At 35.7% G+C, this 12,981-nt stretch carries 13 protein-coding genes and 2 tRNA genes; 9 read left to right on the plus strand and 6 right to left on the minus strand.

Going from position 1 to position 12,981, the window contains the following annotated elements; all coding sequences use genetic code 11:
• Positions 1–17 precede the first annotated feature (17 nt).
• Entirely contained in the window at positions 18–1,037 is a 1,020-nt protein-coding gene (locus FORMA_RS02845) for an FKBP-type peptidyl-prolyl cis-trans isomerase (RefSeq protein WP_069674231.1), read from the minus strand.
• Between the two features lie 75 nt (positions 1,038–1,112).
• On the opposite strand from FORMA_RS02845, the gene FORMA_RS02850 reads away from it, so the two are divergent.
• Positions 1,113–1,487: an RNA-binding S4 domain-containing protein gene (locus FORMA_RS02850; RefSeq protein ID WP_069674232.1), complete on the plus strand. Its 375-nt coding sequence runs from the start codon at positions 1,113–1,115 to the stop codon at positions 1,485–1,487.
• Between the two features lie 47 nt (positions 1,488–1,534).
• The gene (locus FORMA_RS02855; protein ID WP_069675422.1) at positions 1,535–2,038 is read left to right on the plus strand and encodes a phosphoribosyltransferase family protein; all 504 of its coding nucleotides are present in this window, start codon (positions 1,535–1,537) and stop codon (positions 2,036–2,038) included.
• Here FORMA_RS02855 and FORMA_RS02860 read toward each other — a convergent pair.
• Positions 2,018–2,548, minus strand: coding sequence for a shikimate kinase (locus FORMA_RS02860; RefSeq protein ID WP_069674233.1), 531 nt, complete (start codon positions 2,546–2,548; stop codon positions 2,018–2,020). The genes FORMA_RS02855 and FORMA_RS02860 overlap by 21 nt on opposite strands.
• Before the next feature lie 128 nt (positions 2,549–2,676).
• Here FORMA_RS02860 and FORMA_RS02865 point away from each other — a divergent pair.
• The 7 genes from FORMA_RS02865 (at position 2,677) to FORMA_RS02895 (ending at position 7,398) form a co-directional block, all read left to right on the plus strand.
• A tRNA-Lys gene (locus FORMA_RS02865) sits at positions 2,677–2,749 on the plus strand.
• Positions 2,750–2,794: 45 nt separating this feature from the next.
• Positions 2,795–2,879: transfer RNA gene (locus FORMA_RS02870), tRNA-Leu, on the plus strand.
• Positions 2,880–2,947: 68 nt separating this feature from the next.
• Positions 2,948–3,847, plus strand: coding sequence for a MerR family transcriptional regulator (locus tag FORMA_RS02875; RefSeq protein ID WP_069674234.1), 900 nt, complete (start codon positions 2,948–2,950; stop codon positions 3,845–3,847).
• Between the two features lie 54 nt (positions 3,848–3,901).
• Entirely contained in the window at positions 3,902–5,362 is a 1,461-nt protein-coding gene (locus FORMA_RS02880) for a phytoene desaturase family protein (RefSeq protein ID WP_069674235.1), read from the plus strand.
• A 34-nt stretch (positions 5,363–5,396) separates the two neighbouring features.
• A complete protein-coding gene (locus FORMA_RS02885) occupies positions 5,397–6,236 on the plus strand; it encodes a phytoene/squalene synthase family protein (RefSeq protein ID WP_069674236.1) in 840 nt (279 codons plus the stop codon).
• A 10-nt stretch (positions 6,237–6,246) separates the two neighbouring features.
• On the plus strand, positions 6,247–6,696 hold the full coding sequence (locus tag FORMA_RS02890) for a sterol desaturase family protein (RefSeq protein WP_069674237.1): 450 nt from the start codon (positions 6,247–6,249) through the stop codon (positions 6,694–6,696).
• 3 nt (positions 6,697–6,699) lie between these two features.
• Entirely contained in the window at positions 6,700–7,398 is a 699-nt protein-coding gene (locus FORMA_RS02895) for a lycopene cyclase domain-containing protein (RefSeq protein ID WP_069674238.1), read from the plus strand.
• Between the two features lie 27 nt (positions 7,399–7,425).
• Here the strand turns inward: FORMA_RS02895 and FORMA_RS02900 are convergent, their stop codons facing one another.
• The 4 genes from FORMA_RS02900 to FORMA_RS02915 form a co-directional block, all read right to left on the minus strand.
• Positions 7,426–9,690 carry an aconitate hydratase gene (locus FORMA_RS02900; RefSeq protein WP_069674239.1) on the minus strand — a complete coding sequence of 755 codons (2,265 nt, stop codon included), beginning with the start codon at positions 9,688–9,690 and terminating at the stop codon, positions 7,426–7,428.
• Between the two features lie 86 nt (positions 9,691–9,776).
• Positions 9,777–10,730: an AAA family ATPase gene (locus FORMA_RS02905; RefSeq protein WP_069674240.1), complete on the minus strand. Its 954-nt coding sequence runs from the start codon at positions 10,728–10,730 to the stop codon at positions 9,777–9,779.
• Positions 10,731–10,739: 9 nt separating this feature from the next.
• A complete protein-coding gene (locus FORMA_RS02910) occupies positions 10,740–12,149 on the minus strand; it encodes a peptidylprolyl isomerase (RefSeq protein WP_231925002.1) in 1,410 nt (469 codons plus the stop codon).
• A complete protein-coding gene (locus FORMA_RS02915) occupies positions 12,142–12,951 on the minus strand; it encodes a peptidyl-prolyl cis-trans isomerase (protein WP_157506017.1) in 810 nt (269 codons plus the stop codon). Before FORMA_RS02915 ends, FORMA_RS02910 begins: the two co-directional genes overlap by 8 nt.
• Between the last annotated feature and the right edge of the window lie 30 nt (positions 12,952–12,981).

Raw genomic sequence — 12,981 nt, forward strand, 5'->3', positions numbered from 1 at the left:
TTTTATGTTTAAAGATACTAATTTAAAGTTGCTGCATCGTTTGGATCTAAATAATTTGGAATACCATTACCATTTGTATCTTCTAATGTAATTAGTTTTACAGAAAAGCTACCGTTATCGTCCTGATCAATAGCAGAAAAAATTTGATTAGAAGCTAGAGGTTCTTCTGCTAGCATTTGAGCTAGTAAACCTGCGCGAGAAGCTCCTGTTAGGGTAATATATGTGATCTCTCTGTATGTTTTATATCCATCACCGTCATCATCATTATCAGCGAAGTTACTGAATGAATCACTGTCCGTGTTATCATTAAAAATATCCCTATCCTCATCATCATCCTCCAAATAGCTTGGAATAAAATCATTGTCGTGATCCATAACTTTGTGCTGATATAATTCAAATTTAAAGATAAGACATGAATAGGAAGGAATTCCTGAGACTGCATTATTAAAGTATGCAAGACCTGAAGGCAAAAACATAAGTCCAATCCCGTAATTCTCAAAAGTTACAGTTCCATCATTGTTAGTTGCAAATGCACTAGCAGTATTAAACTGTGGCAACACTTTATTCCAACCAGTTATGGTATAAACTAGATCTAAGTCTGTAGGGCTTACTGAACGATCAAATTCATTACCATCAATTGTTGTCCCAATATAGTTCACACGAACTTGATCTGTAAAATGGGGTGATTCACCAAGTCCTTGTTCGATATTTAAAATGTAATATTCATAAGAAACATCGTTGTAAATTGTTGTTTTTTGCACAACAGCATTGGACAACATTGTTGTGTTTGGTGGTTGTAAGTCACCTTCTTCTAATTTGGAAATAACAATATTTTCTAAAGTAGGATAAGTAGTCAATGCATTCAATTCCCCTGAGTTGTAATAATGAGTGTTAAAATAATTTTGAAGTGTATCCAAATCACTCGCTTGCTGTTCAGCTCTATCCCTTGGAGGGATTGATGTTGTTTCATTTTCGTCTTCATTACAGTTGAAAACAAAAAGAGAAAAAATAAATAGGAAAAGAAAATTGTTTCTCATAATAACATTTTAGGAGCTGCAAGATACAATATTATGCTATTTTTGTGTAAAAGAAAATAGAGTTTTAAAAAAAATATGAGAATTGATAAGTTTTTGTGGTGTTTGCGTTATTTCAAAACAAGAACAATAGCTTCTAACGCAACAAAAAAAGGACAGGTTCGAGTTAATGAATCTATAGTCAAACCAAGTAGAGAAGTTTACCCTACTGATGAAATTAACGTTCGTATTAATCAGGTGAATTATCGAATGACTGTTCTTGACTTGCCAAAAAGTCGTGTTGGCGCAAAATTAGTAGACCAGTACAGGCAAGACACTACGCCAAAGTCTGAATTTGAAGCAAAAGAGCTTTTAAAACTCGCTAAAGAGCACTACCGTAAAAAAGGAGAAGGACGACCAACAAAAAAAGACCGTAGAGACATTGAAGGCTACTTAGATTTTGACAAAAATTAAGCAGTTAAGTTTAAATGTCTTTTTTATATTTGAAAAAAAAGAATTGTATGGCATTGACACAAAATTGCATTCTAAACAATAGAGAAATAAATCATAAAATTAGACGTATTGCGTATCAAATATATGAGACTAATGTTAATCAAAAAGAAGTAATTCTGGCAGGAATTCAGTCCAATGGTTATGTTTTAGCTGAAAAAATAAAAAAACAGCTTGAGGATATCTCTGAAATTAAAGTCCTATTGTGTGCCGTTAAAATCAACAAAAAAAAACCAACAGAGCAAATCAGTACTTCGATAGCAGCTGAAGACTATGCTGGTAAATCTTTGATTCTCATCGATGATGTTTTACATTCTGGCACTACGCTTATCTATGGCGTTAAACATTTTTTAGATAGCCCACTTGCACAATTTAAAACTGCAGTTCTTGTAAACAGAAACCATAAAAAATACCCTGTCAAGGCCGACTTCAAAGGAATCTCACTATCCACTTCCCTCAATGAGCATATTGATGTTATTTTTGAAAAAGACAACTCAAAAGTTGTACTCATCTAAATCATTAGCAATCTCTGCTACAATTTGATCAACGCTTTGATCGTCGGCTGAAATACTTAGCTTTGCTTGGTTGTAAAAGTTTGAACGCTCAAACAAATGTTTAGCTATAAACTCAGATAAGTCAGCGTCATTAACATTTGCAATGAGAGGACGCTTAGATTTTTCTAAGATTAAACGATTGGTTAAATTTTTTACTGACAGTTTTAGATATACAGTATTCACATTCGGATGTTGGTTTAGAAACTGCATGGTATTACCATAGCAAGGGGTACCACCCCCTAGACTAAGCACTAAATCAACGTAAATCCTACAAATATTTTGTACAGCTTTGGCTTCAATTTTTCTAAATTCAACATGACCCTTAGTTTGAAATAAATCGGTTACAGATTGTTTTTCTTGTTTTTCAATAAAATCATCCAAATCCAAAAAAGTACAAGCAAGTGTTGTTGCAAGCTCCTTACCCACAGTCGATTTACCTGAACCCATATAACCTAACAACGCAACTATCATAGTAATGACTTTTTAAAACGAAACACACAAAAGGTGATAACACAAAAAAACGAAAAAATATTGAGAAAAAAAGATTGTATTATTAATTAAACCCATTATCTTTGCAGCCGCATAAAGCAAGTCCAACCGACTTGGTAGCTCAGTTGGTAGAGCATCTCCCTTTTAAGGAGAGGGTCCTGGGTTCGAGCCCCAGCCAAGTCACAAAAAGTTAAGCAATGTCTTAACTTTTTTTTCTACAAAGTTTTTGCGCACGTGGCGGAATTGGTAGACGCGCTAGCTTGAGGGGCTAGTGGGAATTATTCCCGTGGAAGTTCGAGTCTTCTCGTGCGCACTTATTTTTCAAACATTTCTTTTATCATTTTTTTTTATTAGTTTAGTAGACCCTAAATCTAAATAATAATGAACTCTACTGAACACGTCTTTAGTATTAAAGACCTTGAAAACCTTTCTGGTGTAAAGGCGCATACCATCCGCATATGGGAAAAGCGTTACAACTTGCTTAAACCCAAGCGCAGCAAAACAAATATTAGGCATTACGACCTAAACAATCTTCAGAAGCTTCTCAATATTAGTTTTTTGAACAGCAATGGTTTTAAAATTTCTAAAATTGCCGCATTAGACGAGACGGAACTTGCACCAAAAACAAGAGAATTAGCATTCATGGGTAAAAACGATAGCCAAGCCATAGTTGCTTTTAAATTGGCAATGCTCAACTTTGATCAAATTCTATTTTACAACACATACAACAGCTTACTTGAAGAAAAAAGCTTCAGGACCATATTCTATGAGGTTTTCATTCCCTTACTTTTTGATTTGGGCATGCTTTGGCAAACAAATACTATCTCTCCATCACATGAACATTTTTTAACTGTTCATATTAAACAAAAGATTTTGGTACACATCGAGCGCCTGCAGAGTACAGACCCTCGGCCTAGCACCAAAACAGTTGTACTTTTCTTGCCTGAAAACGAAACGCATGATTTGGGTTTATTATTTATTAATTATGAGATTTTGAGTTTAGGATATCACACAATTTTTCTAGGCGAAAACATACCTTTGAATAACTTGAAATACATCAATAAACTTTATGATGATATAATATACATATCTTATTTTACAATTAAACCAAGTGACAATGAAATACACAATTACTTGAAAATATTTTCTGAAGAATACTTGAGTGTGAATAAAAATAGTGCGAAACTCATTGGACATAGAATTCGAAATTTAAATCCGGAAAACGTCCCGAAAAATATAATGTTGTATGATAAAATAGAGGATTTAGTTAAAGATTTGTAAAAAACACTTTTACAGTATGAGTCTGTATAGTCTTTTTACTACATTTATACACAAATGAAGAAGACAATACATATAATAGGCTCAGGCTTTTCGTCACTTGCTGCAGCATGCTACCTTGCCCAGGCAGGATACCAAGTGACCGTTTTTGAAAAAAACAAAACTATAGGTGGGCGTGCACGTCAGCTTAAAAAAGAAGGCTTCACTTTCGATATTGGACCCACATGGTACTGGATGCCTGATGTTTTTGAACGTTTTTTTGGTGATTTCCAAAAGCATCCCTCGGAGTATTACTCCCTAGAAAAGCTAAATCCTGCTTATAGTGTCTATTTTGGTAAAAATGATTTTATAAGCATAGAGGATAGTTTAGAAAAAATCTACGCTGCTTTTGAAAATGAGGAACCCGGTAGTTCAAAAAAACTTAAAGAATTTATCGATGTAGCAAAAAGCAATTACGACATTGCAATAAAAGACTTGGTATACAATCCTGGAGTTTCTCCTTTAGAATTGGTTACCCCAAAGACTGTAATGAAACTAAACCAATTTTTGAGTACTATTAAGCGGGATGTTAGAAAGCGGTTCAAAAACAATAGACTTGCACAAATTTTGGAATTTCCAGTATTGTTTTTAGGAGCAAAACCCAGTGATACTCCATCGTTTTACAGCTTCATGAATTACGCCGATTTTGGACTAGGTACCTTCCATCCAAAGCAAGGGATGTATCAGGTTATTTTAGCGATGGAACAGCTCGCAAAAGAATTGGGTGTTTGCATAGAAACTGATGCTAATGTAACTTCAATACTGGTGGATAACGGTAAAGCAAACGGAATCGAAATAGACGGGGAAAAAAACTACTGCGACCTAGTGCTAAGCGGTGCGGATTATCACCACACTGAAACCCTTTTAAAAAAGAAATACCGCCAATATTCTGAAAAATATTGGTCTAAAAAAACCTTTGCTCCATCGTCTTTGTTGTTTTATGTAGGGTTTGATAAAAAACTAAAAAATGTGAATCATCATACACTTTTCTTTGATGTTGACTTTGATGTTCATGCCGAAGCTATTTACGATAATCCTGCTTGGCCAGAAAAACCACTTTTTTACGCCAGTTTCCCTAGTATTACTGATGATTCCTGTGCTCCGAAAGGCAAAGAAGCAGGTATTTTCTTGATTCCCCTAGCACCAGGACTGGAAGATACAGAAGAGTTACGTTCTATCTACTTTGACAAGATTATCCAAAGATTTGAAACGGTTACTGAGCAAAATGTTAAAAATAATATTATCTTTAAAGAGTCGTTTTGTGTGAATGACTTTATAAAAGACTATAACTCATACAAAGGAAATGCTTATGGAATGGCTAACACGCTACTACAAACCGCATTTCTCCGACCAAAATTGAAAAGTAAAAAAGTTGAGAACTTATATTTTACGGGGCAATTAACTGTGCCTGGACCTGGTGTCCCCCCGTCCCTAATCTCCGGAAAGTTGACCGCAGAACTGATTCAAAAAGTTTTGTGATTAATTTTTGTATTGGTATTAAAAGTAAGAGTTTATGAAATCTATTTTCGACACTGTATCCAAAGACTGCAGTAAAATTGTCACCAAAACCTACAGCACATCTTTTTCGATGGCAACCAAAATGCTGGCCAACTCTATTCGTCAAGACATTTACAATATCTATGGATTTGTTCGATTGGCCGACGAAATTGTCGACTCATTTCACGAATACCCAAAGAAAGATCTCTTTATTAAGTTTGAAGCAGATTTAGAAGTTGCACTTAAAAACAAAATCAGCTTAAACCCTATCTTAAATGCATTTCAACACACCTACTACAAATGTAATATTGACAGAGAACTGGTTGAAGCGTTCATGAATTCCATGCGCTTAGATTTGCATAAATCTATTTACAAAACAGAAGAAGAATTCAAGAATTACATCTATGGCTCTGCTGATGTTGTAGGTTTGATGTGCCTAAAAGTGTTTGTAAACGGTGATCAGGAAAAGTACGACGCATTAAAAAAACCTGCAATGGCTTTAGGCTCTGCATTTCAAAAAGTTAATTTTTTGAGAGATTTAAAGGCAGATCACGACGAACTCAACAGAACGTATTTCCCCAACACAGACCTAAATAACCTTGATGAAATTGCCAAACAACATATTATCGATAATATTGAAAATGATTTTGCTGAAGGATTGAACGGAATAAAACTTTTACCAATAGAAGCAAAGTTTGGTGTGTTTATGGCTTATCGTTATTACAGTCAATTACTGAAAAAACTAAAGAAAACACCGGCCTTAGAAATCAAAAATACACGAATTCGCGTCCCTAATTATAAAAAAGTAGAACTGTTGACGCGCAGTTATGTTAAATATCAACTGAATCTATTATAAGCTTAAGATTATGAACGTACTCTTATGGATTGCTGTATTTCTAGCCACTTTTGGCATAATGGAATTCATGGCATGGTTTACACACAAATACATAATGCATGGCTTTTTATGGCACCTACATAGAGACCATCACCACAAGGACCATGACAGTTGGTTCGAACGCAATGATGCCTTTTTTATCTTCTATGCAGTGGTAAGCATGACTTGCTTTTACTTCTGGAGTTATGAAGGCTTTTGGGCTGGACTTCCTATTGGACTAGGGATAATGGCATACGGCGCTACTTATTTTATAGTGCATGACATTTTCATCCATCAACGATTCAAAATGTTTCGAAAAGCCAATAATTGGTATGCCAAGGGGGTGCGCCGGGCGCACAAAATCCACCATAAACATTTAGGAAAAGGCGATGGTGAATGCTTTGGTATGTTGGTGGTGCCCTTCAAATATTTTAAAAAATAAATTGTGAACACTTTATACTTGTGGCTAAATATTGGATCTATTTCGATTCCGTTTATCTACAGTTTTCATCCAAGACTTCAACTGTATAAAAAGTTTCATTGGTTATTCATTTCCCTGATGATAACTATGGCCGTTTTTATTCCGTGGGATGTGATTTTTACAATAAATGGAATTTGGGGTTTCAACCCTGATTACTTTCTAAATACCAAAATTCTAAGTCTCCCACTAGAAGAATGGCTTTTCTTTATATGCATTCCTTTTGCCTGTGTATTTACACACTATGCCCTCCTTTTGTATTTTCCTAAAATGAAACTTGGAGAGAACAGTTCAAAATCAATTGCTGTTGGTTTGATACTTACACTAGTATTCGTATTAATCTTCAACTATGACAAATGGTATACACTCGTTAATTTTAGTTTAGCAATCCCACTAACACTCATTGTTTTAAAATATAATCCAAAACTACTGCAACACTTCTTTCTGACTTTTTTGGTGATGTTAATTCCATTTTTTATTGTGAATGGTGTTCTTACAGGAAGTTGGATCGAAAATCAAGTCGTATGGTATAATAATGCTGAAAATTTAGGCATTCGAATGGGCACTATTCCTATAGAGGACAGTATATATGCTTACTCAATGATTTTGATGAGCTTATTCTTTTTCGAATTATTGTCTTCAAGGCATATAAGTGATCAAAACTGATTAAGGCTTAAAACGAAAAATTAAAATTTAAGCGTTTTGTTTCTTAATCAAGTTTAAAGCAGAGCCTTCGTTAAACCATTCAATCTGTGAATTATTGTAGGTGTGATTTACAGAAATTGTATCGCTTGTACCGTCTGTATGAACAACTTCAATGTTCAAGGGTTTACCAGGTGCAAACTTATCTAAGTCTAAGAAATTGAACGTATCGTCTTCTTGAATCAAATCATAGTCGGCTTCATTTGCAAAGGTAAGTCCTAACATCCCTTGTTTTTTCAGATTAGTTTCGTGGATACGCGCAAAAGATTTTACAATCACAGCAGCAACACCTAGATGACGTGGCTCCATAGCAGCATGTTCTCTTGAGGATCCTTCACCATAGTTGTGGTCACCAACAACAACTGTATAAATTCCAGCATCTTTGTAGGCACGTTGGGTTTTAGGAACGGCATCATACTCACCATTCAATTGACTTTTTACAAAATTTGTCTTCATATTGAACGCATTTACAGCGCCAATCAAACAATTATTCGAAATATTATCTAAATGACCTCTATAGCGTAACCAAGGCCCAGCCATAGAAATATGATCTGTAGTACACTTACCGTGAGCTTTGATCAGTAATTTAGCGCCAATAATACTGTTCCCAATCGGATCAAATGGGGTTAGTAATTCCAATCGCTCTGAATCCCCAGCAACAACTACCTCTACTCCACTACCGTCTTCGACTGGGGCAAGGTACCCTGCGTCTTCAACATCAAAACCATTTTCAGGCAATTCAAAACCAGTAGGTTCATCAAGTTTTACAACATCGCCATGATCATTAACTAAAGTATCGGTCAGCGGATTAAAATCTAATCGCCCAGAAATAGCGATAGCCGCTACAAGCTCTGGGGAAGCCACAAAAGCATGGGTATTTGGATTTCCATCAGCACGTTTTGCAAAGTTTCTATTGAACGAGTGCACAATACTATTTTTTGGAGCGTTTTTTGGGTCTTCGTAACGTGCCCATTGTCCGATACAAGGTCCACATGCATTGGTAAATATCTTTGCATCGAGTTGTTCAAAGACATTTAAAATACCATCACGGTCGGCTGTATAACGTACTTGTTCTGAACCAGGATTAATACCAAACTCTGCCTTAGTACTTAGACCTTTATCTAATGCTTGTTGCGCAATAGAGGCTGCACGAGATAAATCTTCATATGAAGAATTGGTACAAGAGCCAATTAAACCCCACTCTACCTTAAGAGGCCAGTCATTCTCTTTAGCTTTTGCAGTCATTGTACCAACAGGTGTTGCTAAATCTGGTGTGAAAGGACCGTTAAGATGAGGCATGAGTTCAGATAAATTGATTTCTATTAGCTCATCAAAATATTTTTCGGGATTTGCATAGACCTCGGGGTCAGCAGTCAAATAGTCTTTTACTTGGTTAGCGGCATCAGCTACATCACTACGATCAGTCGCGCGCAGATAACGTTCCATTGAAGCATCATATCCAAATGTAGATGTAGTTGCTCCAATTTCAGCACCCATGTTACAAATGGTTCCTTTTCCAGTACAAGACATTGATTCTGCTCCAGGGCCAAAATACTCAACTATAGCACCAGTTCCACCTTTGGCAGTTAAAATACCTGCAACTTTAAGAATTACATCCTTAGGAGCAGTCCAACCAGAAAGTTTCCCTGTAAGTTTAACTCCAATTAGTTTAGGAAATTTTAACTCCCATGGCATTCCTGCCATCACATCAACAGCATCTGCACCACCAACACCAATAGCAACCATTCCAAGACCACCCGCATTTACAGTATGGGAGTCTGTCCCTATCATCATCCCACCAGGAAACGCATAGTTTTCCAATACAACTTGATGAATTATTCCTGCACCTGGCTTCCAAAATCCAATACCATATTTGTTGGATACTGATTCTAAAAAATTAAAAACCTCATTACTGTTATTGAGTGCTGATTGTAAATCTTTTGTTGCGCCTACTTTGGCCTGGATTAGGTGATCGCAATGAACCGTTGTTGGTACAGCTACCTTTTTCTTTCCAGCCTGCATGAATTGTAACAATGCCATTTGTGCTGTAGCATCTTGACATGCGATACGGTCTGGTGCAAAATCTACATAATCTTTACCACGCTCAAATGCTTTTTTGAGATCTGAGTCCCAAAGGTGATTATAAAGTATTTTTTCTGAAAGGGTAAGAGGATGTCCAACTACCTCTCGTGCATTGTCAACTTTTGATGACATTTGCTGGTAAACTTTTTTTATGATATCTATGTCGAAAGCCATAACGGGATGAAATTTAAAATCGGGGATAAATGTACAAATTTATGTGTAATCTTAAGGCAATAAAAAATCAAAATATATCGAAAAATTTAGAACAAGCTTTCAATAATTTGCTCAATACTGACTCCCTCAGCTGCAGCCTTGTAGTTCTTGATGATTCTGTGGCGTAGTACACTTATGGCTACAGCCTGAACATCTTCAATATCTGGCGTGTATTTGCCTTTTAATACAGCGTGAGTTTTAGCGGCTAAAATTAAATTTTGGGATGCTCTTGGTCCTGCACCCCATTCCACAAATTGACCAACAAGTTCAGCAGTATATTTAGTGCCTGGTCTTGACCTGGATATTAGTTTAACGGCATATTCCACAACATTATCCGCCACAGGCGTTTTTCGAATAAGCTGTTGAAATTCAATGAGCTGGCTACTGTCAAATATAACATCTAAATTTGCTTGTTTTTCCGAAGTTGTTTGCTTTACAACTTCTACTTCTTCATCAAATGATGGGTACTCAAGGTTTATGGCAAACATAAAACGATCCAATTGAGCTTCAGGAAGTGGGTATGTTCCTTCCTGTTCAATGGGGTTTTGTGTAGCCAAAACAAAGTAGGGCTGGTCTAATTTATAATGTTGACCAGCAACAGTAACAGAACGTTCCTGCATAGCCTCTAAAAGTGCGGCTTGTGTTTTTGGAGGTGTTCTGTTTATTTCATCGGCCAAAACAATATTTGAAAATATAGGCCCTTTAATGAACTGAAATTTTCGCTCATTATTTAATATTTCACTCCCCAAAATATCACTGGGCATCAAGTCTGGTGTGAATTGAATCCGTTTAAAATCAAGACCAAGAGTTTTGGCAATAGTATCTACCATTAGCGTTTTGGCTAATCCAGGGACACCAATAAGCAGTACATGCCCTCCAGAAAATATTGATATTAAAATATGCTCAATTACTACATCTTGACCGACTATAACTTTGCCGATTTCTTTTTTGAGTTGCTCAAATTTTTTAAGGAAGTTATTTAATGTATTGACGTCCGACATGAAATGTACTTAATTTTTAAACCAGTTGCTCTTAAAATCACAAGCTCTCAATTCACCATTTATTTTTATGTAAGTATCCATAATTTTTTCTTCTTGCCAATCGGCGATTGCATTGAGCTGCTTTTCTTGTAATGCCAGTGCTTTGATTTTCAAATAATCTTTAGCAAAATCTGCCTCATGCTCATCTGTGCGTTGGGTGACTGTCAAAATTTTAAATTTTATAGGATTAATTCGGTCACCATCTTTATAAACAGGACTCACTTCATTATCTCCGATATTTTGAATTTGGGCGTATAATTCAGGATCCATTTTAGTCAGTTCAAAATTATAATCTTGAGTTTCAGGATTACGCAATTGACCACCGTCAAATTTGGTTTCTTTTTCATCACTTACTTCTTTGGCAGCGTCGGCAAAGGAAAGGTCTCCATCCACAATAGATTGACGAACATTTTCTAGCTTTTCTTTTGCAGCTAAGATTGCCTTATCGTTTAGTTTTGGACGGAGTAAAATATGCCTTACGTCGTATTCTTGTCCTCTAACTTTTTCCAGAAATATTATATGATATCCAAAATCTGTTTTAAAGGGTTCCGAAACATCGCCTTCTTGTAAAGAAAATGCAACCTCTCTAAACTCTTTCACCATCATAGGGCGTTTTTTGTTAAGGGTCATCTTTCCTCCAGAACGTTTCGATCCCGGATCTTCAGAATACAGAACGGCTTTGGTTGTAAAACTTGCACCATTATCAATAACATCGGCTCTAAACTCTCTTAGCCTTTTTACAACTTTATCTATTTCATCTTGAGTAGTCTGTGGAATGATAACAATCTGAGCAACACGCAACTCTGTTCCAAAAAGTGGTCGCTCTTCTACTGGAATTTTATTGAAAAATTGTCGAACTTCTTCTGGAGTCACTTCAATTTCATCTATAATTTGTTGCTGCATCATTGATGCCATTTTCCCATTCTTGTTTAACTCATACATCTCGTCTCTTAGTTCCTGTTCGGACGACTTGTTATAATAAGCTATGAGTTTATCCATAGAACCAATTTGCTGCGCAAAGCCTTCAAGCTGTTGATCAACATAAGAACGAATTTCTGCATCATTAACCTCTATACTATCAATTACTGCATGGTGCATGTATAATTTATCTTCAAGAAGTTTACCAAAAAGTTGGCATCTTGTAATCTCTTTAGTTGAAACACCACTGGCCTCAAGTTGAGCAAATTGTTTGTCAATATCTGAATCCAAGACGACAAAATCCCCAATAACCGCAGCAACGCCATCAATTTTTATGAGTTGCGTAGAATCAAGCTGAACTTCTCGAACTTCTTCTATTTTATCTTCAATTATTTCTTGTGCAGATAACTGACTGAAGACCATTAAACTGAGAATTGCTAAAATGGATAGGGACTTAGTCATAAATTTCAAATTTTTTATTATTGATGGCATCATTTACAATTTCTTTTTTCAACTGATTAATTAGTATCAGCTTACGTTTATTGATGATAATTTGACGTAATGTAGGTAATACATATTCCATTGGGGCTTGCATTCCTGGCGCAAGTACTTCATTTATTTTAATCAAATATAACTCTAAAGAGTCGTTGAGCTGAATAAAATTTGGTTTTTTTAGCAACAGCTTATTAAATCCTTTTTGTAGCGGTTTAATTTTCGAAATCACTTGATCAGCTTTAATCCAAATTGAGTCATTTAAAAAGAATGAATTAAATTGTATGGAAATAGTATCTAAAAGCGCTTTGTCTTCTGAACTGTAACGCTTGAAACGACGTTTAATTTCCTGACTATTGGACATATTTAATTCTATGTTGATGTAGCGAAGTTTAATTAAATCTTCCTTCAAAACAAACAGCTCTTTATTTTGATTATAAGTTGTCGTTAATTCTTCTTGGGTTAGGGTAGTATCTAAATTGCGTTTTACTAAGGCTTCTGTATACGCAGATGTATACAAATCAGTTTCGTACTGTTTTACAAGACTTCTGAAGTCTGTTTGCTGTTCTTCTCCAAGGTTTATTCTTGCTCCATCGATGAGCAATTGTTGTGTCGCCCAATTTCTAATGACCGTCTGAATATGGAGTAAGCTGTCTTCAGTTTTAATCCCTTGCATTTCAGAAAAATCAACATCGTCAAGCATCAAATACTCATCATTAACTCTTGCTAAAGGAAAGCCATTTTTAGATGAAGTGGATAATTCACAGGACAAAAAAAGAAAAATTAAAGAAAAAAAAGGAAG

The sequence above is a fragment of the Formosa sp. Hel3_A1_48 genome (assembly GCF_001735715.1).
Classification (GTDB): Bacteria; Bacteroidota; Bacteroidia; order Flavobacteriales; family Flavobacteriaceae; genus UBA3537.

Excerpts from the sequence above, each read along its gene's own strand:
- FORMA_RS02845 (WP_069674231.1), bottom strand. The coding sequence starts at position 1,037 with ATGAGAAACAATTTTCTTTTCCTATTTATTTTTTCTCTTTTTGTTTTC.
- FORMA_RS02850 (WP_069674232.1), top strand. The coding sequence starts at position 1,113 with ATGAGAATTGATAAGTTTTTGTGGTGTTTGCGTTATTTCAAAACAAGA.
- FORMA_RS02855 (WP_069675422.1), top strand. The coding sequence starts at position 1,535 with ATGGCATTGACACAAAATTGCATTCTAAACAATAGAGAAATAAATCAT.
- FORMA_RS02860 (WP_069674233.1), bottom strand. The coding sequence starts at position 2,548 with ATGATAGTTGCGTTGTTAGGTTATATGGGTTCAGGTAAATCGACTGTG.
- FORMA_RS02875 (WP_069674234.1), top strand. The coding sequence starts at position 2,948 with ATGAACTCTACTGAACACGTCTTTAGTATTAAAGACCTTGAAAACCTT.
- FORMA_RS02880 (WP_069674235.1), top strand. The coding sequence starts at position 3,902 with ATGAAGAAGACAATACATATAATAGGCTCAGGCTTTTCGTCACTTGCT.
- FORMA_RS02885 (WP_069674236.1), top strand. The coding sequence starts at position 5,397 with ATGAAATCTATTTTCGACACTGTATCCAAAGACTGCAGTAAAATTGTC.
- FORMA_RS02890 (WP_069674237.1), top strand. The coding sequence starts at position 6,247 with ATGAACGTACTCTTATGGATTGCTGTATTTCTAGCCACTTTTGGCATA.
- FORMA_RS02900 (WP_069674239.1), bottom strand. The coding sequence starts at position 9,690 with ATGGCTTTCGACATAGATATCATAAAAAAAGTTTACCAGCAAATGTCA.
- FORMA_RS02905 (WP_069674240.1), bottom strand. The coding sequence starts at position 10,730 with ATGTCGGACGTCAATACATTAAATAACTTCCTTAAAAAATTTGAGCAA.
- FORMA_RS02910 (WP_231925002.1), bottom strand. The coding sequence starts at position 12,149 with ATGACTAAGTCCCTATCCATTTTAGCAATTCTCAGTTTAATGGTCTTC.